The organism is Pseudozobellia thermophila, from assembly GCF_900141855.1.
GTDB classification, from domain to species: Bacteria; Bacteroidota; Bacteroidia; order Flavobacteriales; family Flavobacteriaceae; genus Pseudozobellia; species Pseudozobellia thermophila.
This window is the reverse complement of sequence record NZ_FQYU01000002.1, coordinates 905,081-930,788: the sequence shown is the minus strand read 5'-3', so window position 1 is coordinate 930,788 and position 25,708 is coordinate 905,081. Positions and strand designations below refer to the sequence as shown.

Annotated in this window: 19 protein-coding genes; 4 read left to right on the top strand and 15 right to left on the bottom strand. The window is 46.9% G+C overall.

The window, feature by feature from the left end:
* Positions 1-6 precede the first annotated feature (6 nt).
* Both BUB37_RS09115 and BUB37_RS09110 read left to right on the top strand, forming a co-directional pair.
* Positions 7-1,212: a CaiB/BaiF CoA transferase family protein gene (locus BUB37_RS09115; protein ID WP_072992084.1), complete on the top strand. Its 1,206-nt coding sequence runs from the start codon at positions 7-9 to the stop codon at positions 1,210-1,212.
* Positions 1,213-3,882 (top strand): GH92 family glycosyl hydrolase, encoded by a 2,670-nt coding sequence (locus BUB37_RS09110; RefSeq protein WP_072992082.1) that lies wholly within the window; start codon positions 1,213-1,215, stop codon positions 3,880-3,882.
* Positions 3,883-3,929: 47 nt separating this feature from the next.
* Here the strand turns inward: BUB37_RS09110 and BUB37_RS09105 are convergent, their stop codons facing one another.
* The 5 genes from BUB37_RS09105 to BUB37_RS09085 all read right to left on the bottom strand — a co-directional run bounded on the left by BUB37_RS09105 (position 3,930) and on the right by BUB37_RS09085 (position 12,041).
* Complete coding sequence (locus BUB37_RS09105; RefSeq protein WP_094766626.1) at positions 3,930-4,859, bottom strand: ROK family protein; 930 nt, start codon at positions 4,857-4,859, stop codon at positions 3,930-3,932.
* 34 nt (positions 4,860-4,893) lie between these two features.
* Complete coding sequence (locus tag BUB37_RS09100; RefSeq protein ID WP_072992079.1) at positions 4,894-5,631, bottom strand: GntR family transcriptional regulator; 738 nt, start codon at positions 5,629-5,631, stop codon at positions 4,894-4,896.
* A gap of 96 nt (positions 5,632-5,727) precedes the next feature.
* The gene (locus tag BUB37_RS09095) at positions 5,728-7,017 is read right to left on the bottom strand and encodes a glucosidase family protein (RefSeq protein ID WP_072992076.1); all 1,290 of its coding nucleotides are present in this window, start codon (positions 7,015-7,017) and stop codon (positions 5,728-5,730) included.
* A 7-nt stretch (positions 7,018-7,024) separates the two neighbouring features.
* The gene (locus BUB37_RS09090) at positions 7,025-10,258 is read right to left on the bottom strand and encodes a GH92 family glycosyl hydrolase (protein ID WP_072992073.1); all 3,234 of its coding nucleotides are present in this window, start codon (positions 10,256-10,258) and stop codon (positions 7,025-7,027) included.
* Positions 10,259-10,268: 10 nt separating this feature from the next.
* Positions 10,269-12,041 (bottom strand): class I mannose-6-phosphate isomerase, encoded by a 1,773-nt coding sequence (locus BUB37_RS09085; protein ID WP_072992070.1) that lies wholly within the window; start codon positions 12,039-12,041, stop codon positions 10,269-10,271.
* A gap of 515 nt (positions 12,042-12,556) precedes the next feature.
* Between BUB37_RS09085 and BUB37_RS09080 the strand changes: the two genes are divergently transcribed.
* Positions 12,557-15,217 carry a cation-translocating P-type ATPase gene (locus tag BUB37_RS09080; protein ID WP_072992067.1) on the top strand — a complete coding sequence of 887 codons (2,661 nt, stop codon included), beginning with the start codon at positions 12,557-12,559 and terminating at the stop codon, positions 15,215-15,217.
* A gap of 130 nt (positions 15,218-15,347) precedes the next feature.
* Positions 15,348-16,118 carry an RNA polymerase sigma factor gene (locus BUB37_RS09075; RefSeq protein WP_072992064.1) on the top strand — a complete coding sequence of 257 codons (771 nt, stop codon included), beginning with the start codon at positions 15,348-15,350 and terminating at the stop codon, positions 16,116-16,118.
* 131 nt (positions 16,119-16,249) lie between these two features.
* On the opposite strand, the gene BUB37_RS09070 is transcribed toward BUB37_RS09075, so the two are convergent.
* From BUB37_RS09070 to BUB37_RS09025, 10 genes are all read right to left on the bottom strand, one after another.
* Positions 16,250-16,873: a DUF2238 domain-containing protein gene (locus BUB37_RS09070; RefSeq protein ID WP_072992060.1), complete on the bottom strand. Its 624-nt coding sequence runs from the start codon at positions 16,871-16,873 to the stop codon at positions 16,250-16,252.
* Between the two features lie 144 nt (positions 16,874-17,017).
* On the bottom strand, positions 17,018-17,581 hold the full coding sequence (locus tag BUB37_RS09065; protein ID WP_072992057.1) for an HdeD family acid-resistance protein: 564 nt from the start codon (positions 17,579-17,581) through the stop codon (positions 17,018-17,020).
* Between the two features lie 126 nt (positions 17,582-17,707).
* Entirely contained in the window at positions 17,708-18,604 is an 897-nt protein-coding gene (locus BUB37_RS09060) for a 3-hydroxyacyl-CoA dehydrogenase (RefSeq protein ID WP_072992054.1), read from the bottom strand.
* Positions 18,605-18,669: 65 nt separating this feature from the next.
* Entirely contained in the window at positions 18,670-19,146 is a 477-nt protein-coding gene (locus tag BUB37_RS09055) for a Dps family protein (protein WP_072992050.1), read from the bottom strand.
* A 213-nt stretch (positions 19,147-19,359) separates the two neighbouring features.
* Entirely contained in the window at positions 19,360-20,631 is a 1,272-nt protein-coding gene (locus BUB37_RS09050; RefSeq protein ID WP_072992047.1) for an MgtC/SapB family protein, read from the bottom strand.
* Positions 20,632-20,660: 29 nt separating this feature from the next.
* A complete protein-coding gene (locus tag BUB37_RS09045) occupies positions 20,661-22,343 on the bottom strand; it encodes an ABC1 kinase family protein (protein ID WP_072992044.1) in 1,683 nt (560 codons plus the stop codon).
* Between the two features lie 14 nt (positions 22,344-22,357).
* Positions 22,358-22,732, bottom strand: coding sequence for a hypothetical protein (locus BUB37_RS09040; RefSeq protein WP_072992041.1), 375 nt, complete (start codon positions 22,730-22,732; stop codon positions 22,358-22,360).
* 63 nt (positions 22,733-22,795) lie between these two features.
* Positions 22,796-24,781 (bottom strand): ATP-dependent zinc metalloprotease FtsH, encoded by a 1,986-nt coding sequence (gene ftsH / locus BUB37_RS09035; protein ID WP_072992038.1) that lies wholly within the window; start codon positions 24,779-24,781, stop codon positions 22,796-22,798.
* A 1-nt stretch (position 24,782) separates the two neighbouring features.
* Positions 24,783-25,130: a carboxymuconolactone decarboxylase family protein gene (locus tag BUB37_RS09030; protein ID WP_072992035.1), complete on the bottom strand. Its 348-nt coding sequence runs from the start codon at positions 25,128-25,130 to the stop codon at positions 24,783-24,785.
* A gap of 313 nt (positions 25,131-25,443) precedes the next feature.
* A complete protein-coding gene (locus tag BUB37_RS09025; protein ID WP_072992031.1) occupies positions 25,444-25,662 on the bottom strand; it encodes a hypothetical protein in 219 nt (72 codons plus the stop codon).
* Positions 25,663-25,708: the final 46 nt, after the last annotated feature.

Below are 25,708 nucleotides of genomic sequence, written 5' to 3'. Positions count from 1 at the left end.
AAGAAAATGAAACAAGCGCTGGAAGGTGTAAGAGTATTGGATTTCTCGCAATTGTTACAAGGTCCGTATGCCACACAAATGATGGGCGACCTCGGAGCCGACGTAATCAAGGTCGAAAGAAACGGCAGTGGCGATATTTTTAGAAAAATGACCTTTTTCAACCAATGGATAGCCGGGGACGAATCGCCCTGCTTTATGGCCTGGAACAGAAACAAACGCTCCCTGGCCATCAATATCAAATCGGAAGAAGGCAAAAAAATCATCTACAAATTGGTCGAGGAAGCCGACGTCGTCGTCGAAAATTTTCGCCCAGGGGTCATGGCCCGCTTGGGCTACGGCTATGAAGACTTAAAAAAGATAAACCCGGGTATTATCTATTGTTCCGCAAGTGGTTGGGGTGACGATGGGCCTTACCTGACCCGACCGGGCCAGGACTTATTGGTGCAGAGCGTAAGCGGTGCCCTTATGACCAGTGGCAAAAAGTCCGATGGTCCCGTTGCCATTGGCACGGCCTTGTGCGATCAGGTCAACGCCCTGAATTCGGTGTACGCAATTTTGGCAGCCCTGTACTACCGCGAAAAAACGGGTAAGGGGCAAGAGATAAAGACGAATTTGCTGTCCTCTGCCATTGCCTTTCAAATGCAGGATTACTTTACCATCCAGAATTTGGGACGGACCTTCGAACGTCCGGAATCAAAGATAGGCCACCCCGGTAACGGCGCCCCCTTTGGAACGTACCAAACGAAAGACGGTTATTTGACCATTGCCATGAGTCCCTGGCCAACCCTTGTCGAGGCCTTGGGGGATCCTTCGCTCATGCGGTACAACGATCTACAGGTACTTTTTGATGAAAGGGACAAAATACACGGGATCATAGAAAAGATTACCTTGACAAAAACCACCGACGAGTGGCTGGAAATTATGTTGGGACTCGACCTTTGGGTGGCCAAGGTAAACGATCAAAAGGATGTGGAGAAGGATCCCCAGGTCGTGCACAACCAGACCTTTGTCGATATAGAGCATCCCAAGGCGGGCAAGGTTAAAGTGACCAACATCCCCTTTAAGATGAGCGAGACCCCCGGCCAGATCAAAAGACCGTCCCCAATGATCGGGGAGCATGGGGCAGAGATTTTGGAGGAAATAGGCTATGATGCCGAAACCATTGACAAATTGCTTTCCGAAAACGTAATCAGTATTGAAAAAATCAAGTAAATGACTTATTGTTTTAAAAAGGGATTGACCCTAGGCGCCTTGGCGTTAGGATGTTTTAGCTGTCAAGATCCATCCCCCAAAGGAGAGGGGGCAACGGATGAAGGCCCACTGCCGCAAAAGGACTATTTGGGCTATGTGGATACCCGGGTGGGTACGGCGGCCAGTATTGCCGATATTACCGTTACCGAGGTCGAAGAGCCCATGGGCTATGTTTCGCCCATAGTGGGCAAGCCCTCGGCCCTGACCCACTGGACGCCCCAGACCGCGAAGTGGACGGAGCGCGTGATCACGGTACCCGTACCTTATTGGTACGACCAGGAAAAGATCCAAGGTTTTCGGGGTACACGCTACCCCAATGGGGCGGTTGTCGGTGACTGGGGGGCCATGTCGCTCATGCCCATGACCGGAAAGGTCGCGATCGATGCCGAGGAACGCGCCTCGAAATTCAGTCACGCTTCTGAAGTGGCCAAACCGCACTATTACTCGGTACAATTGGATGACTACGATATCAAGGCCGAGTTTACGGCAGGGGCAAAGACCGCCTTTTTTCAATTTACCTATCCCGAATCCGGGTCTTCCTCGGTAATCTTCGACGGGGTATACGTTCCGGGGCATTATAAAGTGATTCCCGAAAAAAATGAAATTGAGGGGTATACGGTAATCGCCGGTCATTTTAAGAACTATTTTGTGGCTCGGTTCGACAAAAAATTCGAAAGCTACGATGTCGATATGCTTCCAAAGGTGGTCGATGCCAGTTTGGTTCCCGAAGGCTTCGAGGCGACTTATTTCAATAACGACAAGTTGGAAGGCGAACCCGCCGTAAGGAAGCATTATTCACAACTGGATTACGAATGGTTGAAGGCGCCCGTCGAAGGCGTCAAGGACGATTTCTTTTCCGCAAGGTATACGGGCACCCTGATAGCGAAACACAGCGGGGAGCATACCTTTACCCTGACCACCGATGATGGTACCAGGATGTATATCGACGATAAACTGGTGATCGATCAGTGGAAGTACCGGGCCGCGGGCACCGAAACTTATACCATGGACCTGACCGAGGGAAGGAGCTATAAGATCCGAATCGAATATTACGACGGTTCAGGGGCGACCTCCATGCAGTTCCGTTGTTCGGAGCCCGTTGAAATGGATCCCGGACTGGGCGCCAAAATGGCCCTTAAGGGAGTGGATGCCCATGCGGTTTATGTGACTTTTTCGACTGCCGACAAGGAAAAAGTAAGGATGAAGGTCGCTACCTCCTTGATCGATCTGGCACAGGCCCGGGCCAATATGGAGGAAGAATTCCCGGATTTCGATTTTGACAAGGCGGTGGCCAAAAGTGCCGAGGTCTGGGAAAAGGAGTTAAATATGATCCAGGTCGAAGGGAAGGAGGACGACAAGGCCATTTTTTACACCGCCTTGACCAAGTGCTTTGTCAATCCCCGCAACCTCAATGAAGACGGAAGGTATTTTAGTCCCTTTGATTTTGAGGTGCACGAGGGCCAGATGTATACCGATCTTTCCCTTTGGGATACCTTCAGGTCTTTACACCCGCTTTGGGTCTTGGTCAAACCGGAAGAGAGCAAAGACGTTATTAACGGGATGCTGAATGCCTACCAGCAAGGCGGGTGGCTGCCCAAATGGCCGAATCCGTGGTACCGAAGCATCATGATGGGCACCCATGCCGATGCGGTCATTGCCGACGCCTATGTAAAGGGAATACGGGGCTTCGATGCCGACCTGGCCATGGAGGCCATGCTTAAAAATGCGAACCAAAAGGGGGATCGCGGTTTTTCAGGTCGCGTGGGCATCGACTACTTCAATGAGATCGGTTACGTGCCTGCCGAGGTCTTCGGGTTTTACGGTGAACCCGTGGCAAGAACTTTGGAGTTTTCCTACGACGACTATTGCATAGCCCAAATGGCCAAGGCCTTGGGCAAGGACGATGTGTACGCTACCTACATGGAGCGTTCAAAGCGCTATATCAATGTGTTGGATAAGGAAACCGGCCTGGTTCGGGGCAAAAAGGCCAATGGGGAATGGCTTCCCCCCTTCGATAAAAGCATCAGTGTCTGGGCCCAGGGAACGGCACATGATACCGAGTTGTATTACAGGAACCACACCTTGTTGGTACCCCACGATATTCCCGGCTTGGCCGACTTTATGGGAGGGAAGGATGGGTTGATAGCCTATCTTGACCATTTTTTTGAAAACGATATGTACTATGTGGGCGACGAGTTTTCAATGCACGCCCCCTATATCTACAATAGCCTGGGCGCTCCGTGGAAAACACAAAAAGTGGTCCGCGATATGTTGGCCAAGTATTTTTTTAACGATGTCGGGGGATTGCCGGGCAACGATGATTGCGGACAAGTGTCCTCTTGGTACGTTTTCGGGGCCATGGGATTTTATCCGGCCTTGCCGGGCGACCCCGTCTATCAACTTTGCAGCCCTATTTTCGACAAGGTCAAAATGAACGTTGGCCAGGGAAAGGTGTTTAGGGTCATCGCCCGTAACAACTCCAAGGAAAATGCCTACATCCAATCGGCCACCTTTAACGGCAAGCCCTATAACCTAAGTTATATACACCACGATGCCGTTGTAGGGGGAGGGGAACTGGTTCTTGAAATGGGCCCTGAGCCGAACAAGGCATGGGGCGTATCGGATCAATAGACAAGTGAACGGGAAGCAGGTCGGTATCGTCCCGGTACCGGCCTATCTTAAAGTTCGGGCAGGTCATCCTTGACCTGCTCCCAAAAATGGGAATCGAAGAGTTTGGCGCTTCCCATGATGGCGGCGTCTTCCATAAGGTCGGAAACCTCGAAATCGGTACGGATTCCCGCCGCTTTGACCTTGCGCCTTAAAACGGGAAGAAACAAAGGACTGGCCTTGGAGACGTTGCCCCCCAAGATGATTAGTTCCGGACAGTATTGCCTTAAATAGGGTATCATGAATTCGGCCATATGGCTTCCGAACTCCTCAAAAAGTGTTTGGCTGTGGCCGTCGTTGGATTGGGCAATTTCCTTGACGCCCCCTACTTTTTGGCCCGAAAGTTCGTAATACCGCCCAAGGCACCAGCGGGTCGAAAAATAATCGTCGGCCATTCCGTCCTTATAGGGCTTGTCCCAAAGACAGCCTCCGGCCGGCACCCCTTTCGACGACACCTGCGGTACCCCGTCTTTTATAAAGGCGGATCCAAAACCCGTGCCCAGGGTAATCGATATGATCTGACTGAAATTTTTGGCCTTGCCCAAGGTGGAGACCCCGACACCAAAGGCCGTTGCGTCGTTTAAAAATCGCATATCCACTTTGTGGGTCTCAATGAACTTTGGCAGCTCATTCGGTATCGATACGTTGTAAAGGCTTTCGTATTTGGCATTGCCCTCGAACTTGGCCAGTCCGGTTCTGTAATTGAAGGCCCCGGGCATGGCAAAACCCAGCCTGACCGTCCCCGCCATGGATACGCACTCCAAGGTCTTATTGATGGCCGAACTCCAATTTTTAAGTATCCGGTCCTTGGGGGCTTTGTTGTCCACTTTGGCCGAAAATGTAGTATGGGGTAAAATTTTTGGTCCATCTAGGGCTACGGCGGCACTGGTTATATGGCTTCCGCCAATATCGATTCCTATGGCTATTTGACTTTCTTTCAACTTTTATGGGTTTTTAATGGGGCTGCACTGTTTTCTACAGTTCCCTTTTGATGTCGATGTCGTAGGTGAAATAATCGGTATGGTAATAAACGATGTTGTACTCTACGGGACGGTCGCCGATATCGGTAACCAAACGTTCCCTTTTTAATAGTGCCACGTTTTTTTCGATATCCAGCATGGATGCAATTTTTTCATCGGGCATTACGGCCCTTAATTTTTCCTTGGATGTCGAGACTATGGTATCGTGCTCTTCTTCCAACAACTCATAGAGGGGCGTCATAAAGTTTTCGTTGCCGGTTATGCCCACCCTGGGATGAAAATACGAAATGGAATACAGGTATTTTGCTTCTTTTGAGCCCCGTATCTTTTCTAGTTTCCAGATCTTTTTTGTGTCGGGGACTCCCAGGGCTTTATAGACTTCGTCGTCTGCGTCCACTAAGGCAACATTGACCAAGTAATTCACGACTTCTATCCCTTGGTTTCTCATCTCTTTGGTGAAACTGATCCAGTTGTCGAGTCGAGTCGATATTTTTTTGGTGGCGACTTTGGTCCCGACCCCTTTTTTTCGTTCTATCAGGCCTTCATGAACCAGTTTGTTAATGGCCTGCCTGATCGTATTTCTTGAGACCCCAAGTTTCTTGGACATGGTTACTTCCTTTGGCAAAAGCTTGTCTCCGTTTTTGTAATCCTTGCTAACGATCAAGTTTCGGAGGTACTCTTCTATTTGGGCATGTAACGGTACGGGGCTGTTTTGGTCTAACTTGAAATCCATGGTCAAATATATTCGGTAATCATCAAAGAATTATTATTCTAATATACCATTTATGTGTCAAGTTTGTCGTGTTGCTATCTTCAAAAGAATTTGGGCTTATTGCTTATGTGCCCAAATTTCCAACATTTCAATAGCCTTGTCCAATACTCCGGCAGAACCCCTGAAGGTGCCCGATCCCTCAGGTTTGTTATCTACCGTATACCATTCGTAAAAGCCGTTGTTCTTAATAACGCGGTCGGTCATGGGCAACAGTTGTTCATAGGCTTCTTTAACAAAGCCGTATCGAATGAGTTGTTGTACCATTCGACCTCCAAACCAGGTCCAGTCGCCCCCGTTTTGGTATCCGTAGGGGTACATCCCCTTGTTTTCAAAGGCCCATTCCGGATAGGGAGGGTATAAGGTAAGTCCGATCGAACCGGCGCCCGAGGCTTCCACGTTGTCTATCATTTTATTTAGTGATGTTTTGATCTGTTCTTTGTTCAGCAGCCCGGCCTCGATGGCGACCGCCGTGCCTCCGTGGTAGTAGATTTTGTTTTCGTCAAAATCGTCGGGGTAGGGCGAACCATCGAGATAAACATGGGGAATGAATTTCTGCTTTTTTTCGTCCCACAACACTTCCATCGTGTTTTTGGCGATAGTATCGCGTATTTCCTGCCATTTTGATTTTGTTTTGGGGACAAGTTCGATCATATTGTCGAGGGCTATGAGCATCATGGCATTGTCGTAAATATCGACACAATACTTGGTGTCTTCGGTAATGTAGACGCCCCATGGGTGGGCGTGCTGAACGTCGCCCCAGTCAGCGGTCGTTGCCCCGTAAATCAACCCGAACTGTTCCGCCCACCTGTGGTCTACAAGAAATTGCATGGCCATTTCCATACGCTCGGCCACGGTTTTTCCGCCAACTTCCTTGTTTAAAAAATCTTTGTTGCCTGTTTTTTTTACATACTTGTATACGGCCTGTACCAATGAACTTTCGTGGTCGGTTTCAACGGTGTTTTTATGTCCTGCATAATTTGGCTCGAGATCGGTATGGATATATTCGTAGCCCCCTTCCGTTGCAACGGCTTTTTCTTTTGGAATAAATCCGTCGACGATATTTCCGTCTTGCCCTTGCAGCTTAAAAAAGACCAAGAGGTTTTTCTCCAGTTCTTTTGGGTCAAAAACTTGGGCCGAAAGCTCAATAAAGGTATTGTAGTCCCTTATCCATACCTCGCCATAACCATCCCCTGCATTAAAACCGGTTTTCACCACTTCAATCGCTTTCGCCCTGACCTCTTGGAGGCTTTTGTCGTTTAGTATTTTATCGGCCAATATTTTGTTTTCTTTGTTTGTGGTGCATGCGGCCAATAGGCATGCGGTAATATAAAAAAAGAGCCTGTTCATCTTGTCTTTAGTTTGATGGTGATGGAGGTAATACTTTTGTTCCCCATTTTTTATTGGGCTCGGGTCCCATTTCCAATTCTAGTTTTCCTCCTTTTAACAATTCACTGCTAGGAAACCAGAAATTCTCCAATTTCTTCCCGTTCAGGGTTGCGCTTTGCACATACTTATTGTTGAAAGACGTATTTTTTGCTTCGATTACAAAGGTTTTTCCTCTTTCGTACAAGTTTCCTAAATCTATTTCGATCTTTTCAAAAAGGGGACTTCCTATCTCATAAATGGGGTCTACGCGAACTCCGCCGTCCGTTTGAAAAAGTCCTAAGGAGGCCATTATGAACCATGCGCTCATTTGGCCTTGGTCTTCATCGCCCAAATAAGCATTTGATATGCCATAACCGTAATAACGATTGATGATATCCCTGCTCCACTTTTGTGTTAGCCACGGTTTTTTTACCCAATTGAAGAGAAATGAAAAGTGCATGGATTGTTGGTTGCCCTGTGTTACCGGAAAATCCCAGTACAGCTCGTTGGGTGCATTGTACCTCCATGGGCTACTTGTCTTAAAACCGTTGTCCAAGCGTTTTGCAAATTCTTCTTCGCCGACTATGGCAGCAAGTGCGGGTACATCTTGTGGGACGAAGAATGTTAATTGCCATGCATTGCCTTCGACGTATTGAAAGTTGCCCGCTGTTTTGATAGGGTCAAAATCGGGGAACCAAGTTCCGTCGGAATGTCGGAGATGGGCAAAACCGTTATCGGGATTGATGGCATTTTTCCACCAATACCCCCTTTTGATGAATTCCTTGTATTCCTTGTCCTTGCCTAAGGCCTTTGCCAGTTGCGAAACGGCAAAGTCGTCAAAGGAGTATTCCAATGTATTTGAAAAGCGTCCTTTGTTGTAGGGTACGTAATTGTATTTTAAATAAGGAAGTAAATCCCTGTTTCCCGCATAACCATTGCCTACCTTTTGCCCCTCGGTGGTCTGCATTTTATAAACGGCTTCGAATGCTTTTTCGGCGTTGATATTGCCGACCCCCATTTGAAATGCGCTGACAATCAGTGGGATTTCGTGTTCTGCCACCATAACCGGAATATATTCCATGCCTGCCGGTCCTTTGGCCAGCCAACCATTGGCATCGTACATGGCCAATTGCGAATTCACCCATTTTGAGGACCAATCGGGGGTTACCAAATTCCAAAATTGATTTAGGTTCCAAAAGGTGTTCCAGAAGGCATCGCAGCCCAAGGCTACTCCATTGGGGTCTTGTATTTTTTGAACGTTCTCTTCGGCATCGACCCATCGGCCATCGAAATCGCTAAAAATATTTCTGCTTACCAAGGCACGGTACATGTTGGTATAAAACCTGGTTTTCTCCAGCCGGTCGTTCGATGTGATCAAAACTCTTTTGAACAAACTGTTCCAGGCCTTTTCTTGGTTGTCCCCTACTTTATCAAAACTCCAACCGAAAGGTTGGGTTATTTCCCTTTCTAAGTTGAGGGCCGCATTTTCGATGCTTACATACGAAATGCCCGTTCGCGTTTGTACCGTTTGGTTGTTATTGGTGTCAAATTCAACAAAGGCAACCACATCCTCGGGGTTTTCAACCGTTAGTTCGGTGTTTTTTGAAATCGCCGTATCGTGCTCCCCTTTCTGGTCTCCGTTTACCCAAATCCCGAAATCTTTTATGGGCCGATCAAATTCCATTACAAAATGAACGGTGTATTCCTGTGCGATATCATCCCATTCCTTGGGCTTGTCGCCGTCTTCTATAAATTGCTTTCTATAATAGCCTTCGCCCCATACAGAGGGCGATATTTGTTTGCTATAGCCTTCTATTTTATAGTCGCTTACTTTTTTGAAATGGGCTTTTTCGATTTGATAGCTGTATTCCGATGGTATTTGTAGGTCTACAAGTATTCTGGAGTTGGGTTTGTCTTTAGGGTAGGTATAGCGTTGAAAACTGGCACGGGTCGTGGCGGTAAGCTCCGCTTTTATCTTATAATCGCTCAAGAAAACCGAATAATAACCCAGCGGGGCTTGTTCTGTGTTTTTGTCAACACGTGAACGGTAACCCGAATCGGGGTCCCCGGGATCTCCGACTTCCGTAATCAAGGGGCCATTGGTGGGGAAGGTCCCCAAACCGGCCATGGTCCATTCGTGGATATGGCTAAAAGTGCCCACACTTTCAAAAGAAGGTTGGTATCCTGCTTGCCAACCTGATTTTTGGTTATCCGGACTTATTTTTACCATTCCGAAAGGCATCCAGGGGCCTGGGGCTATCATCCATCTGGAATGTCCCGTGCCTATCTTTGTGTCGACATAGTCTGAAAGCGTATTGAGCTTTTGTGGACTTCTTTCGACCTCTCCCTTTTCGACTATTTTCCCGTCGAGATAGATGGAGTAACCGCTTTGTTTTCGACGGTTTACCGCGGGCATGGGTACTTCGTAGATGTTTCTGCCATGCTCTACAACCTCTTCGAAAACAGATGTACCGTCTATGGTTACCCTTATCTTGGGGCTGCCTTGCAGGTGTTGAACGTCAAGCAATAAGGGTTGTGACCGAATGCCTTGTTCCTTTACTTCATATCGTGCAGGGGAAACGTCCCTAATAAAGGCAGTGGTAGGTTTTAACAAATCCACTTCTTTGGGCCCTTCTAGACGAATCTGGTCAAAAACCAACCAACTCCCTTCTAAAATGGTCAATTGAATGTGGTTTCCACCTTTTTTTATTAGGTCGGGGGCAATCGGAATGCTTATTTTTTGTTCTTTGGTATTTGCAACCTCGCCCTCAAGGGCTTTCGCATTACGCCCGTTTTCAAGTTTAAATTTCCAGGATTTGCCATTGACCGAAATTTTAAGGTAGGGTGGGGTCTCCGGATTGCAATCGAGAACATCTACGATTAGATGGTAATTACCCGAACGGGGTTTTGATGTGATACCGAACAAGATATTGATCTCGTGCGGACGTATACCTGCCAATCCGGAGGTACCACCCCAATAGTCGTAGGCACCGGGCAATACAAAGGGAAAATCCGTTTTCTCATGGGAACTTCCGATTAAGTAATAGCGGTCTTCCCAACCAAAGTCGTTTTCGAGGAATTTTTGGTAGTCTCCTGCTGCCAAGGCGAATTCGGAACTGCTATTGTCGGCCTTGCCAATTTGCCAAACAGTCGAATTTTGTGAGTAACACGCAAACAATGTAGTTAGCGTAACAAGTATCGGTAGTATTGAGTTTTTGTTCATATCGTTAATTTTAACAGGCTTCGTCCTTTACAAATGAAACAATGACCTTTGCTGTTGTATCGCCATTATTTACCAGTCTATAACTTTTTGCCGCTGCGGGCACGGCAAAGGTTTCTGCGTACCTGAACATTTGTGGGGCACATTTATTATCGGGTACTAGATTGATCGAAGTGCCTTCTACCAGCATTAAAATATGGCATTGCCCGTTTGTGTCTATTTCAATTTCAGTGTCGAATTCGTAGCGATAGATATCGTAGAAATGTTCTTGATGGGTAGGCAAATGAACCTTTTTCCAATCTTTGCCGCTACTTTCTATATGAGGTTTTGAAACGAGGGTTTCACGTACGTTTGCACCTTTTCTTTCAAAATTTAGATTGTTAAAGGCATGTTCTATGTTCAAGGGACGTGGCTGACCATCTAGATCCAGTCGCTGCCAATCGTACATTTTGAAGGTGAAAATGTATGGGGTGGCACTGATCTCTAGAACCATGTTGTTAATACCTGAACAGTGAACGGTGCCGTTGGGTATTAAAAACAAATCGTGTTTTTTGGCCGGAAGTTTTTGTACATATTTTTCAACATCGAGAACTTCTTTGCTCTTAAAGCTGTGCTCCAGTGCATGTCGGAATTCCTGTGGGTCGATATCCTCCTGAAAGCCTAGATATACCTCTGCATTTTCACCGGCGTCCATGATGTAGTAGGTTTCATCTTGGGTGAAGTTTTCGCCGAACTCCTTTTTTATGTAGTCGGGCTTGGGGTGGCATTGCACCGATAGGTTTCCTCCGTCGAACGTATCCAAAAAATCGAACCGAATCGGGAATTCATCTTGAAATCGTTTAGCGGCCTTTCCCAATACGTTTTCAGATTCTTGAAACATGAGCATATCGAAGGATACTTCCAATAACCTTCCATTACTTTCAAAGACGATTCCATTTTCGGGAACGATCATTTCAAAAGACCACGCGTAATTGGGTACGTCGGGGTTGAGGTCCGTAAATCGCTCTTTTATCCATTGGCCGCCCCAAACCCCTGGTTCGAACCAAGGGCGTACCCTAAAATAGCTTTTGGCCATTTTTGAGAGGCTTTGTCTTAGGGCGATTCCAGTGGTCCAAGTAGGATTTAAAGGCCTTTGTTGATCGACCACAATCGAGATTTCAGGAAGTAACCGTTTCTTTTCCTTGTTCAGCACGACCCAATCGACAAAATAAAATTGCTTGTATATTTGTTTAGGGGCCTTGGCAGTGGTAGCACCAAAATTGGTAACCGAACCTGCCCGCATTCTGTATTGGATTTCGTTTTTCGGCAAATCGAAATACACCAGCATTCCTTTGATCTGGGCTTGGGCCGCCCCGGTACCGTAGATAAGGGTAAGGTCGAAGTTGTTATCGCGGCATACCCCGGCAAGTTTATCCTTATCAAAGAAGTCGGTAAGTGAAAGGGTGGTTTTATAGCCAAAGATGGAATGGGAATCTTTTAAGAAAGGCGCCGTCATTTTTTCGATTTCACCTTCATTTTTTAAGCAGTCTTGAATGTTCAAAACCTGTACCGATAGCCCTTTGGCCCTTAATCGGTCTTTTAACGAGGTGCTTACCTCTTCCCAGTCAACGCCAATATAACCGTCTAGCAATATCACCTTTTCCTTGGCGATTACATCCGCTAGACCATCATAGCCCAAGTTGATTTTATCTTGCGCAAGGGGGAAAGCAGGATAGAGGTCGTAGGATACATTTTTGACGGATTTTTTTTCAGCAGGCATTAAATATTGACTGGTGTTCCTTTGCATTGTTTGTCGAATTTTACTTTTACAAATCGCTAATATATAAATTATATGTTTAAATGTATGAACATACTTAAATATTCTTATTTTATTGTTGTGCGATGTTCTCTTTTACCTTAACTAAAGAATGTGTCGGTCTTTTTTAAGTTATTGTTTTATAGCTATTTGTGATGCTGCAAAGGAAGGGCTGATATGATTGGATGGCTTTCTTACTATTTAGGGGCCTCAATCGAAAATTCCATAGATCTGGTACGAATGGGAGGGACGTTTTGTTTTAGAACCCATAAAGGCAGCTTCGTGGAGCTTGGGACAAATTCAACTTTCGGCCCGTCAAGGGAGGCCATCATGACCTAGGTCATCAATTGTACTGCATACTCTTTTTAATTTTACCCGCGTAAAGTGTTCAAAAATGACAAAGCCATGTCTCCGGTACATGTAGAAAAAGGCACTTCGGGCAGCGGGGGAATCCCAGTTCCTTTGAAGGGCTTGATCGCTTGTCCGGATTCCTAAAAACGTTACAAATGCTCCGAAATCCCTTTGCTATTTCCGTAGAAGAAACAATTGCAAGCCTGGGCAGTAACAAAGAAATGGGCTTGGACGAAGACAAGGTACGGCGACGTCTTGAATCTTATGGCCCCAATGAGGTTCCGGGGCAGGCCCCCAAAAAACGATGGCGCATCCTGGCCGACCAAGTATTGGATCCCATCATTTACATCTTGGCGGTGGCCGCCTTGCTGGCCTTTATGTTCAACGATCCCTTGGAAGGCTTTGCCATCCTCGTCGTTATCGTGATTTCCGTATCCATCGGTTTTTTTATGGAGTTGCAGGCGGTGCGTTCGCTGGAGGCCCTTCGAAAAATGGGCCAAACCACGGTCGTGGTGGTAAGGGGCGGCCATCAGATGGCCATCGCGGCTTCGGAACTGGTCCCCGGAGATCTCATTCTGTTGGGGCCGGGCGACGTGGTCCCCGCAGATGCCCGCTTGATCCAAGTCGATAACCTTACCGTAAAAGAATCCGCCCTTACCGGGGAGAGTATTCCCGTTGCCAAGTTCACGGATGTGGTGGCCGACGGAACCCCAATTTCCGACCAGGGCAATATGGTGTTCAGGGGAACGGTCGTGGTGGCCGGATCGTGCAGCGCCATCGTTACGGCAACAGGTAAGGACACCCAATTGGGACATATACAGCAAATGGGTATCGATGCCCAAAAGGAGAGCACGCCCCTGGAGAAAAAACTGAACCGCCTGAGCAGGGCGCTTATTGGCTTGGTCTTGTTCCTTGCGGCCTTAATTGTGCTTATTGGCGCGATTAGGGGCAAAGACCTCCTGTTGATGATCGAAACGGGTGTGGCGCTTGCGGTAGCGGCCATACCCGAAGGCTTGCCGATAGTGGCAACGGTGGCCTTGGCCCAAGGTATGCTCAAACTGGCCCAAAAAAAGGTGGTGATCAAGAAAATGGAAGCGGTTCAGACCTTGGGGGCCACCACGGTAATCTGCACGGATAAGACCGGGACCCTCACCGAGGACAGGATGAAGGTACATGCGCTAGTTTTCGGGGAGACATTTATACCGGATGTGTACCAAGCCGACGAGACCTTGCTCAAGGGCCTCAAGGGAAACAGGGTTTTCGAAGAAATGATGAGGACCGGCATACTCTGTAACAATGTGGATTTCAAGGCGAAGCAAAAACGGGGCGATTCCATAGAGCTGGCCCTAGTGGAATTTGCGGAATATATGGAATATGGGGTGGCTACCCTTAAAAAGAACAACCCCGAAATACTCGAGCTCCCTTTCGATGCCGAACGAAAGCTTATGGCAACGGCCCATAGAGACAGTGAATACTTCGATGTCTATGTTAAGGGAGCTTATGAGAACCTTGTCGGCCGTTGCGATAGCATTATGGGGTCCGATGGAACTGCGGCATTCAACAATAAGGGCGAATGGGAGGAAAAGGTAGATCGTTTGGCCTTCCAAGGCTTGCGTACCCTGGCGTTCGCCCATAAAAGGGTGAAGGAAATGCCCAAAAGGGAAACCCTACTTCAACAACTTACCTTCTTGGGGGTAGTGGGCTTTATCGATCCTGCTAGGGAAGATGTAAAAACGACCATCGCCATTTATAAAAAAGCGGGTATAAAAGTGGTCATGGCGACCGGAGACCATCCGGGAACCGCCAAAAAAATTGCGGAAGAAGTGGGCCTGGTACAAGACGGAGCCTCCCCCATGGCCGTATTGCGGGGCATAGACCTTGTAAAAGGGGACTTCCAGACCGATAAGGGCTCCAAATTGCGGGAAGCCGTAGTCTTTGCCAGGGTAACCCCAGAGCAGAAACTGAACTTGGTCAAATTCTATCAAAGGAACAACCATATCGTGGGCATGATCGGCGATGGTATCAACGACGTACCCGCCCTCAAAAAAGCGGATATCGGCATTGCCATGGGCATACGCGGTACCGAAGCCGCCCGCGAAGCGGCCGATGTTATTTTAAAGAACGATAAGTTCACCGCCATAGAACTGGCCATTCGGCAAGGTAGGGTCATCTTTCAGAATATCCGTCAATTCGTGGTATACCTTTTATCATGTAATCTGGCGGAGATCGTGTCGGTCGCCGTGGCGGCCCTGTTTGATCTTACTTCCCCCTTGCTGCCCTTACAGATCTTGTTCCTGAATTTGGTCACCGATATCTTTCCGGCCTTGGCCCTGGGGCTGGGAAAGGGGGAAAAGGACATTATGAGGCAGCCGCCCAAAAAACCAAAGGAACCCATTTTGGGCCGTTCGGACTGGTACGAAACCCTTGCCTACGGTCTTTGCATCAGTGCCGCGGTACTTGGTATGGTGGTATATTCCCATTACAGTTTGGGGCTTTCGGCCCAAATTACGAACAATATGGCCTTCTATACCTTGGTATTGGCCCAACTGCTCAACGTTTTCAATATGCCCAAAAGCAGGGAATCTTTTTTTAAAAACGAAGTCACGGTCAATCCCTGGGTATGGGGCGCCATCGTCCTCTCCTTGTTGATTGCCTTCGGAATCGTCCTTATCCCGACTGCTGCAAAGGCACTCAACCTTATGCCATTGTCGGCAGTGCAATTGGGTTTGGTCGTACTGTTCGCCTTGGGGGGCTTGGTGGCCGCACAGGCCGTCAAGCACTTGGGCAAGGGTCTTGTCACAACCTCCCAAGGTTAGTTCGGTATCCAAGCCGCCTTGAAGGACGGGTTCAAAACACCCGGATATTATTTCGCTTACTGATCTTGGTCATAGTATTACTGCCCACTAGTCTGCAATTTTGGGTATATGATATTTAAAAACAGTAAGGATGGAAACGCTAAAATATTACGAAAGCAAAAAGGGATTCAATGTATTTGTAGCCAGTACCTTTGTCGATTTAAAGCGGTTAAAAAAAGAAAACGACAAATCGGCATTCAACGACTTGTTGCTGAAAACGCTGCATCAGGTACGGCGCTACATCTCCAGTAGAATTGGCACGGCCTTGACCAAGGGCAACCTGCCCCATGGGAAATACAAGACCGATGATTTTATCGATCAACTTTTTATCGAAGCCTACGACCATTTCGATGAGGTGACGAATGAAAACGAATTGCATCCTTGGCTGTTCAAAAAAGCGGACGAGCTTTTGGAGGAAACCATTGTGGACGAGGAATTCGATGATTATTTCTTAAAGAACATCGACGACTACTCAAAGGCCGAATGGGATGCCATGGAAGAAAAATTCAGTACCGATGGCGATGGCGACCTAGTGATGATCGAGGAACTCGACGATAGCTCCTATCCCAAGAACGACTATGTGCTGAACCGTGCTTTTATTGAAAACAACAAACAGAAGCTTCAAGACAAACTGGACCGGGAACTAGGCGAAGAGGAGATGGCAAAACACACGAAAATGGTATTGCACAACCTGCCCTTGCCCATGCGGACGGTTTTTGAACTGGCGACCGAATACGAATTTTCCCTAGAGGAAATCGCCGTGATCCGAAACGAGAGCTTAGATCAGGTACGTAGGCTCTTGGACACGGCCAAAAAAAGTATCGAGCTTAGTTTCTTCAATAGGTACGCCTCCGACAAGTAGTCTGGACAGCCTTTGGGGCGGCCAAGGAATGGGATTCATGTATTTTTAAAAAAGGCTATGGTTTCACTGTGGTCGGGGTGCCCGTAGCAGGAAGGCAAAACCCGAATTAGGCTTTCGGCACCCTTTGCTTTCTAAGTTTTGTAGGGGTATCGATAAAGGGCGTGAAAAACGGAAAAGGCCGAAACCGCACCAAGAAAGGCCATGGCCATATCCTTTTGGGCGTCCCAAACATCGCCTTGGGTACCCAAATAGGAAATCCCTTGTTCCACAAAGAAGACATCGGCCACCAACCATTCGATGATTTCATATAGGCCACTGACCGAAAGGCATACCATGATGGGCAGTACGAAGGCCAAACGTTTGGGGAATTTCAACCATTGTGAGAAGCATTCCTGCAAGGGGTAATAGAGTAAAAAACCGAAGCAGAAATGTACCAATCTGTCGTACGGGTTTCTTCGGGAAGCCAAAAAATCCTGCAGCCAAAATCCAAAGGTGTTTTCGGCATAGGAGTATTTTGAACCATATACGTGTAGGCATAAAAAAATACAGATCAGCAAATAACTAAAGTTGCTGAACCTGTATCTCTTAAACGAAAATATCAAAAAAAGTAAGGAAACGACCGTCAGGGTATTTTCGATGAGCCAATTGTAAACATCTGTCGTTCCAATTAGGGAATTGGACCATACCACGACAAACAAAAGCATAAAAATGCGCAACCCTATTTTCCCGGAGACGATGCTATTGCCAATTATCATTGATCAAGATTTCGCAAGGATCCATTTGTATTGGGGATGGAACGCTTACCGGCCGTTCCAGGAAAGGGCAGCCCCCAACCTGGTTCATTTTCCTTGGTGTTCGAACACGGTTTGGCTTCCCCACTTTTATATTTCTTGATCGGCCTAAAAGATGTTGCCCAGTTTCTTAAGGTTGATACCCAGGAAAATCCTGAAAATTCCGGCGGTTATAAGGGCAAAGGCCGTCATATATACAATACTGAGACCGGCAAACAACGGATTAGCCAAGAGCAAAAAGGAAAACAACAGGGTTGTGATGCTCCAAAACAACAACCAGCCCCATTGGGGTATTCCCGCCGATTTTAATTGAAAGGACAGGCCTATCGACAATATGCTTTGGAACAGCAGCCAAAAACCTACATAAAGCGGTAAGATGGCCATGGTCATCAAAGGATGGGCCAGGAGCAAAATGCCGATAATCAAGTCTAGGATACCTCCGGCTAGGTACCAGCCCCAATCCGTCATTTGGTTTTTATTGGAAATGGAAAATACGATTTGGAATATTCCGGATACAAAAATGAAGGCGCTAAAGAGAATACTCAGCGATATATAGCTTTCCAAAGGGGTTCGCATGACCCATACCCCTGCAACGATGTACAGTAGCCCGATTAAGATGGATATCCACCAATTTTTTATGGCTCTTTGGGCCGATTCTAAAATTGTTGCCATGTTTCTATTATTTCAAAGTTTTTGAGCTGAATGATGTGCATAGGCTATGCCAAGCTCTTTCATACCAAGTGTCCGTGTTAAAAAACAGGACCAGTTCTTGTTTCCCTATTTTACAATGGCTTCCGCTTACTGTAAAAAACCGGGGTCCTTATAAGCCGGGTTCGGGTATTTGTAAAATCCCTCGCCTGTAGAAACACCTAGTTTATTTTTATCGATATAGTTTTCTTTTAGGTATTTTACCGTTTTTAGTTTTATCTTGTCCTGGGTTTTTTCCGCGGCCATTTTATCAATGTTATAAGCGGTCGTAATACCTACCACATCGAGAATACCGAAAGGCCCCACGGGGGCTCCCGTTGCCTTCATCCAGGTTTTGTCTATGGTTTGGGGATCGGCCACTTCGGTGACCAATAAACGGGTGGCGGCACTTAACAAGGGCACCAACAACGAGTTTAGGATATACCCGGGCTGCTCTTTGTGCAGGGGCAGGGGAAGCATACCGATGGCTTTGGCAAATTCTACAACGTCCTCAAAAACCTTGGGGTCGGTCGTTGCATGCCCCATAATTTCCGCGGTATTGTGAAGCCATATGGTATTGGCGAAATGCAAGGCCAAAAATTTTGAAGGCCTGCCCGTAGCTTCCGCAAATTGACTCGGTAATAGGGTAGAGGAGTTTGTGGCGAATACGGTTTTTTCGGGAGCCACCTTGGCCAATTTTTTATAAAAATCCGTTTTTATGGCCGGATTTTCGGGTACGGCTTCGATAAGCAGGTCGGCATTTTTGACCGCTTCTGCCAAATCGGAGGTGTAACTTAAGTTTTGACCTGTTTTGGCGATTTGCTCCTGTGTGGCGTTTAGATCGTTTTTATAGGCCTTTGAAAGGGTGTCAAATTTGGCCTTCGCCTTTTCCAGAACATCGTCGTTAATATCGTAAACGGTTACATTAAATCCGTGAAACGCGGTTTGAAAGGCAATCTGATAGCCTAAAACACCGCTTCCGGCGATGGTAACATTTTTATAGTTCATGTCGAAGCTTTTTAATTGTTCCTCCTTGTCTTTCTAATCGCTGTAAGGAGGGGTGATGAATCATTTTATTGTAGATGCGAGCGTAGCATCCAAGCGGTTTTCTCGTGTTGTTCCATCAGTCCGGTAATATAATCGGTGATGCCTTCGGCTTGCCATTTATCCGCAATGGGCTTAATTTCTTCCCTTAAGAAAATAATAATGCTCTCATGGTCTGCCAACAGTTCGGCAAATAGGCTTTGGCTGTCGTTCTTGCCTTTTGTCTTTTCGGTAAGATGCGTTAATTCCAAATATTGTTTTAAGGTTGCGGGCACATAATGGCCTATCGCGCGTATTTTTTCGGCAAGGGTGTCGACAATCTCCTGTTGCTCATTGTAGAGGGTCTCTAAATAAACGTGGACGGTATGAAAATCAGGACCTTCAACGTTCCAGTGAAAATTCAGGGTTTTGGAATAGAGCACAAATTCGTCGGCCAAGATCTTGGCCAATTGATCGGCAATGGCTTGTCTGTTTTCTGCTGGAATTCCGATGTTGGGTGTCTTCATTTTTTACTGTTTTAAAGATTACGATATAAAGGTATTCCGGTCGCAAAGGAATTAGCATGACATACGTCAGGAAACCTTTTTTTAGGAAGAATTTAAGGTTTGGGCTACTTTGCCCGTAAAAGGCCTTACCCATTTATTGCGATGCCTTCCCGATTTGATGCAAGGGCACCTTGGTTTATAGGCAAAGGGAGCAACGTGTAACCGGTCTTGGTCTTACACATGGTTTATAAGGATGAACAAAACACCGACCACGATAATGGCACCAAAGGAATATCCTACAAACTTTCCGGTAGTTTTGGAACCTTTGAAAACACTGATACCCAGTTTTACGAGCATGTTGCTCAAAACGGCGGCAATGATGACCGATGAGGCCGTTTTTAGTTTTTCGGGATCCAGGGAAAATTTGGCCATGCTTATGGTAATGGCATCCGTATCGGCCAATCCGGAAATAAGGGCCGAGTAGTACAATCCGCTTTCGCCAAAAAATTGGTTGCTGTAGAAAACGGCAAACAGAATAACGATATAAATGGCCCCAAAACCTAGGGCACTCAATATGTTCAAAGGGTTTCCGATCTTTATGTTGGTGTCCGTTTCTTTCGAGTCCCTTTGGATCAAGATCAGGGATACCACCAAACAAATTAGGGTCAGTAGCGAAAAGGGAAGCGCCAAATAGGTTAAAAGGGAACTATTGAAAATATATACCAAAAGGGCCAATCTGGGGAACATAATGGCCGAGGCCATAACGATACCGGCGGCATATTTTTTTGATAGTTCGGGCGATTCCTCGCTTCGGGAGGCATAGCTCCAGGCCACGGCGGTACTGGAGATGAGGCCACCAAGAACGGCGGTCAACAAAATGCCCCGCTTGGAGCCGACGTACTTGACCAAAAAATAGCCTATGAAGTTCAAAAAGGAAACGATCACCACTATGGAGCCGATCTCGAACGGGTTCAGCAGGTCATTGGGACCGTAGTTCTTATTTGGAAGAAAGGGCAATATCAAAAGTGCAATGATCGAAAACTTGATAAAGGCAAAAAGCTCCTCAGAGGTGATGTTGCTGATCACGGAGCGGAACCTGGTCTTCAACGAAAGTAGGGTAACAATGATCACCGATGTGGCAACGGCATCCCTGTAATATTCTGCCGAAACCATAGCTCCCAAGACAAAAGTGGCGATCAGGGCCAGGTTGGTGGTGAGGCCCTGGCCATATTCCTCTTGTTTTTGGTAACTGGGGTTAAGGGCCAAAAAAAGGATAAAGGCGGCCAAACCGATTATCAACAACCAAACGGTAAATTTATCCGTTAGGTTTTCCAAGGTAAATCCTAAAATGGCTACGATCGGAAAGGTGCGGATGCCGGCAAATCCTTGGCCCTTTAACCGGTCGTATTCCCTCTCAAGGCCGATGATCAAACCTATGCCCATACTTATAAGTATGCCGAGAATATAACTATCGTTAAGATCGTTGATGCCTTCGAAATTTATCATCTGCTCGCCGGGTTAATGGTAAATGATTTCTAAAATTGATCGTTTCTAAAAATGGATATTACAATGTAAAACCCCAAGATGGCCGACAATACAAAACCGATGGCGCCCAATAAGGGAATACCGTTGATCAAGGGCGGCATCTGGGCCATGACCAAGATCGATGATCCAATGGACAGGGCCGCGATGATAACGGCAAATACCAAGCGGTTGACCGATTTGCTCGTGGCGTTATGAAACTCTTTGAGTCCCTTGTGCTCGTGTACCACGACCAGCTTGCCGTCCTTTATTTTTTTAAGGATGCTGTTAATGTCTTCGGGCAGGGTGTCCACCAGATTATTAAAGTCCTGAAGCCGGTTAAGGTTCTTTTTGAACAGCCGTTTCAGGCTGAATCTTTTACTGATAATCTTTGAGGTATAGGGCTCTAGGTTCGCTGTTATGTTGAATTCCGGATCCAGTCTTCTTCCTACGCCTTCTATGATTATAATGCCCCTGATCAACATATACATATAGTGGGGCAGAATAATTCTGTTCTCGTACAGTACGGTTTTGAAGCGATTGAGTATAGGGCCCACTTTTATGTTTTGAATGGCCGTGTTGCTAACGCCCTCAATCAGCCCGTATAGGTCTTGCTCCAATTTTTTTTGATCGGGGATATCCGTTTTTACGGCAATTTTCTCAAGCAAATGGATTGTTTTTTTGACATCCTTGCGCATAAAATGGAGTAGGAGGTCGCCCAGGGCCTCTTTGTCGCTCGGCAGTACGGTACCCATCATCCCGAAATCCAAAAAACAGATCTGGGCCTCGTCGGGAAGCACAAAAATGTTTCCCGGGTGCGGATCGGCATGAAAGAAGCCATGTTCCAGAATTTGCTCCAGATATAGGTCTACCCCCACTTTGGCCACGGCAGAAGGGGAAATGTTGGCGGCCTTGAGGCGATCGGTTTCCGATACTTTGATGCCATCGATATATTCCATACAGATCAGGCGGTTCGTAGAAAACTGTCGGTAAACCTTGGGGACATGGATCATTTCGTTGCCCTCAAAGTTCTTGGCGAATTTTTCCGTATTGTCCATTTCCCGCAAAAACTGAAGTTCTTCGCCGATGCTTTGCTCAAAGGAGTCGATGATGCGTACGGGTTGAAAGGCTTGGGCCTGTGTGCTGTGTTTCTCGAGGGCCTTGGCTACCTGTTTCATGATCATCAGGTCACTTTCGATGACTTCTTCGATGTTGGGACGTTGGATCTTGAGCACTACGTCATCCCCATTTAACAATCGTGCCCGGTGTACCTGTGCCAAGGAGGCTGCGGCCAAGGGTTCGGGCTCGATGGACAGAAAACAATCGGACGGGGCTCTGTTCAGTTCCGTCTCGATGGCCTTTTGCACATCAAAGTTTTTTAGGTTGGGGGCATGGTCTTGCAACTTTTCAAGTTCCTTTACGAGTTCGGGGGGAAGCATGTCTTCCCTGTTGCTAAAGATTTGCCCCAGTTTTACATAGCTCGGACCCAGTTCTTCGAGCACCATACGAATGCGTTCGTAGGTAGATAGGGAAAGGTTCTTTTTAGTATCCGGATGCCCGCCCAAGTAACTTTTCGGAATCATCTTGGCGATGCCGCTATTTACCAAAACGTCCTCAAAACCATATTTGGCGAGGACGTTGAACACGGTTGCATACCTTTTGATCTCTTTTTGCTTCGGAATCTTAAATGCGGCCATAGGCGAGGGTGTCGTTACATGTATTTGGACAGAAACTGAAAGAAATCCTTCTTCAGGTCGGCATAAATCTGTCTTTGGGTCTCCATTTTTTCACGAATATCCGTATGGGTTTTTACCATGGGAACATCCATAGATTCGCTGTGCCGCGAAATGTTCATTTCGTGCTTGTTGATGGTTTCCTGTATTTCAGCGATGACATTGCCATGGATCATAAACTGGTTTTGGAAACGCTCCAATTGGGCGAGAACCTCCTTGTCGGTCCACCGTGTCACGAGTTCGCTTAACCTGTTTTTAAAAGACTTGAGTTCATCGTTCCAAAAAGCAAGTTCAGACTCCCATAGTTTATGCTCAAAATGTAAATCGGAATTGTTGATAACCGTTGTTTCCATAATATGACTATTTATTAGGGTTACTATTAATTTTATTGCCCGGTGCCCGATGAACGGGCGAAACTATACTTCGTTGTTGATGATGGATAATTGGGGGTCGTCATGCTTGTTGTTTTTCTCGGTCGTATGTGTCCCTCGTTTTCCCAAAATCCTTTCCAAATCTTCTTTTTCGGCCACTTCATGTTGCAATAGATGTTGGGCCAGCTCTTCCAGTTCTTCCCTGTGTTCTTGCAACAGCGCCTTGGTCCTTTCATAAGCCCCGTTAATGGTAGCCTGTACTTGGGTATCGATCAACTGGGCCATAGATTCGCTGTAGGGCTTGCCTATGATCCGGTCGTTTTGTCCCGAAGAGTCATAAAAACTAAGCGGGCCAACCTTTTTGTTCAGTCCGTAGTACGATACCATGGCGTAGGCCTGCTTGGTCGTTTTCTCAAGGTCGTCCAAGGCTCCGGAAGAAATCTCGTTAAATACGATTTCCTCTGCGGCCCGCCCGCCCAGCGAAGCACACATTTGGTCCATAAACTGTGATTTGGTCACAATTTGCCTTTCTTCGGGCAAATACCAGGCGGCACCGAGCGATTTGCCCCGTGGAATAATGGAGACCTTAACCAATGAATCGACATTTTTCAGGTACCAGCTTACCACGGCATGTCCGGCTTCATGATGGGCGACGGTTTCTTTTTCCTTTTGGGATATGATTTTGCTCTTCCGCTCCATGCCTCCCACGATACGGTCCCGGGCCGCCATAAAATCACGAAAATGTACAAGGTCTTTTTTCTTTCGGGCCGCTATCAAGGCCGCTTCGTTACAGATGTTGGCGATATCGGCCCCTGAAAAACCGGGACTCAACTTGGCCAAGGCCGTAACATCTACATCCTTGGCAAGTTTAAGGGGCTTGAGGTGGACCTTGAATATTTCTTCGCGCTCTTCCTTGGTAGGCAGTTCGAGGTAAATATGGCGGTCGAACCTACCGGGTCTTAAAAGGGCTTTGTCCAATATATCGGGCCGGTTGGTGGCGGCCAATACGATAACGCCCGTATTGGGACCAAAACCATCCAATTCGGTCAACAGCTGGTTTAAGGTGCTTTCGCGTTCGTCGTTGGTCTGGAATGAGTTGCCCTTGCCACGGGAGCGGCCTATGGCATCTATTTCATCGATAAAGACGATACTGGGCGTCTTTTCTTTGGCACGTTTGAACAGGTCGCGTACCCTTGAGGCACCGACACCTACGAACATTTCAACAAATTCGGATCCCGACATGGTAAAGAAAGGCACCTGTGCTTCGCCGGCCACGGCCTTGGCGATCAGGGTCTTTCCCGTGCCCGGAGGGCCTACGAGCATGACCCCTTTTGGTATTTTGGCACCCAATTTGGTGTAGGTCTCCGGATGTTTTAGAAAATCGACGACCTCCATAACCTCGGTCTTGGCTTCCTTTAAACCTGCTACATCATCGAAGGTAACGGCACTTGTAGTACCCTTGTCCACCAACTTGGCGGTAGACTTGCCGATATTCATCATGGAACCGCCCATGCCCCCGCCATTTCCCATTCGTTTGAACATATAGAGCCAGAACAAGATCAAGATGGCTATGGGCAGGATCCACGAGAGGGCCGTGAACCAATTGGTGCGGTTTTGGTAACGTATATCTATTTTTTCGGATGGAAGAAAGTTGCTTTGTGCCTTTTCCAACTTGCTTTCAAAGTTCTCTATGGAACCGATGGTCATTCGGTATTGGGGGCTTTCAATAGTACTGAAAAGATTGGTAGCCGTATCTTCGGAATTCTGGGCGTCGTCGGTACTTTTCTTAAGGTAAATCTCGGCAAACTCCCTATTGACGACTATTATTTTTGAAATCTTGTTTTGCGTCAGAAGGGAATCTTGAAGAAAGGTCCAACTGACTTCTTTCGCTCCCGAAATCGGACTTGAAAAAAATGAAAATGCCAGTAAAAATCCAAAAAACAACAAGTAGATCCAACTGTAATTGAACCCTCCCGAAGGAAATCTTTGTTTTTGGTCCTTTGGTGTATCGTTGTTCCTTTTCTGTTCCATACTACTCCAATACCGTAAATTGGTTCAACGCCTCCAGGGCCTCACAACCGTAAATGAGGGCGGGTCCACCGCCCATCATTACGGCTACGCTAATGGTCTCTAATATCTCTGCGGAGCTGGCGCCCGATTTTATGGCATCGTGGACGTGAAAGGCGATACAACCATCGCATCGTACCGTAATGGCAATGCCCAATGCAATAAGTTCCTTTGTTTTTGAGGAAAGTGCCCCCTCGGCGGTACTGGCCTTGTGCAGCTTGTTGAAACTACCAATGGTTTCGGGTATGTCGGCCCCCAGTTCCTTTATCAATCTTGTAAGGTCGTTATAGTGTTTGGAATAGTCTTTGATCATGGCGCATTGCTTTAAGGGGTGGACTGTTTTTGTACTAACCTTGATGTATTGCTAAATACAGTTCAAAACTATTTTAAACCGCGGAGTTGACATATGATTAAAATCAGTAAACCGGGGTAATTTGCACATTCTTGCGGTACATAAAATAGGACGGGCCGCATCATTTTTAAGATGTCGTTTCGCCAAGGGTTTATACCTTCGTGGAATAAGGGAAAAACCTATACAGGTGGTTCTGGGCCTTGGGGATCAAAGGCCGTTGTCGATCCGATCAGGTGGCCCTTCAAGTCGGGTAGGGCCCACGTTTGTACCGCCCTTATGAATTTTGTGTTTTATGTTCGTCTAGATAATGCTCCAACAACTGCTTTAGGCTTTCGAGGTATTCTTGCATGACCACTTTGTCCATATGCGGATACTTGCTTACGGGCAAGGTCATGGGGTTTTCGTCCAAAGAGCGGTAGAGTTCGGGGTAATCGGTTTCGATATGTGTGGTGAGTTGTGTGATCTCGTTGAGTATTCGCTGTAAGTCTTTCATCTTAATTGTTTTTTAGGTTGCGCTTTCCGTATGCTTGTCCCGAATC

What these genes read in the sequence shown, in the direction of transcription:
- BUB37_RS09075 (WP_072992064.1), top strand. Translation starts at nt 15,348, where the DNA reads ATGGAAACGCTAAAATATTACGAAAGCAAAAAGGGATTCAATGTATTT.
- BUB37_RS09100 (WP_072992079.1), bottom strand. Translation starts at nt 5,631, where the DNA reads ATGGATTTCAAGTTAGACCAAAACAGCCCCGTACCGTTACATGCCCAA.
- BUB37_RS09080 (WP_072992067.1), top strand. Translation starts at nt 12,557, where the DNA reads ATGCTCCGAAATCCCTTTGCTATTTCCGTAGAAGAAACAATTGCAAGC.
- BUB37_RS09065 (WP_072992057.1), bottom strand. Translation starts at nt 17,581, where the DNA reads ATGGCAACAATTTTAGAATCGGCCCAAAGAGCCATAAAAAATTGGTGG.
- BUB37_RS09070 (WP_072992060.1), bottom strand. Translation starts at nt 16,873, where the DNA reads ATGATAATTGGCAATAGCATCGTCTCCGGGAAAATAGGGTTGCGCATT.
- ftsH (WP_072992038.1), bottom strand. Translation starts at nt 24,781, where the DNA reads ATGGAACAGAAAAGGAACAACGATACACCAAAGGACCAAAAACAAAGA.
- BUB37_RS09040 (WP_072992041.1), bottom strand. Translation starts at nt 22,732, where the DNA reads ATGGAAACAACGGTTATCAACAATTCCGATTTACATTTTGAGCATAAA.
- BUB37_RS09045 (WP_072992044.1), bottom strand. Translation starts at nt 22,343, where the DNA reads ATGGCCGCATTTAAGATTCCGAAGCAAAAAGAGATCAAAAGGTATGCA.
- BUB37_RS09115 (WP_072992084.1), top strand. Translation starts at nt 7, where the DNA reads ATGAAACAAGCGCTGGAAGGTGTAAGAGTATTGGATTTCTCGCAATTG.
- BUB37_RS09055 (WP_072992050.1), bottom strand. Translation starts at nt 19,146, where the DNA reads ATGAAGACACCCAACATCGGAATTCCAGCAGAAAACAGACAAGCCATT.
- BUB37_RS09110 (WP_072992082.1), top strand. Translation starts at nt 1,213, where the DNA reads ATGACTTATTGTTTTAAAAAGGGATTGACCCTAGGCGCCTTGGCGTTA.
- BUB37_RS09085 (WP_072992070.1), bottom strand. Translation starts at nt 12,041, where the DNA reads ATGCAAAGGAACACCAGTCAATATTTAATGCCTGCTGAAAAAAAATCC.
- BUB37_RS09030 (WP_072992035.1), bottom strand. Translation starts at nt 25,130, where the DNA reads ATGATCAAAGACTATTCCAAACACTATAACGACCTTACAAGATTGATA.
- BUB37_RS09025 (WP_072992031.1), bottom strand. Translation starts at nt 25,662, where the DNA reads ATGAAAGACTTACAGCGAATACTCAACGAGATCACACAACTCACCACA.
- BUB37_RS09090 (WP_072992073.1), bottom strand. Translation starts at nt 10,258, where the DNA reads ATGAACAAAAACTCAATACTACCGATACTTGTTACGCTAACTACATTG.
- BUB37_RS09060 (WP_072992054.1), bottom strand. Translation starts at nt 18,604, where the DNA reads ATGAACTATAAAAATGTTACCATCGCCGGAAGCGGTGTTTTAGGCTAT.
- BUB37_RS09095 (WP_072992076.1), bottom strand. Translation starts at nt 7,017, where the DNA reads ATGAACAGGCTCTTTTTTTATATTACCGCATGCCTATTGGCCGCATGC.
- BUB37_RS09050 (WP_072992047.1), bottom strand. Translation starts at nt 20,631, where the DNA reads ATGATAAATTTCGAAGGCATCAACGATCTTAACGATAGTTATATTCTC.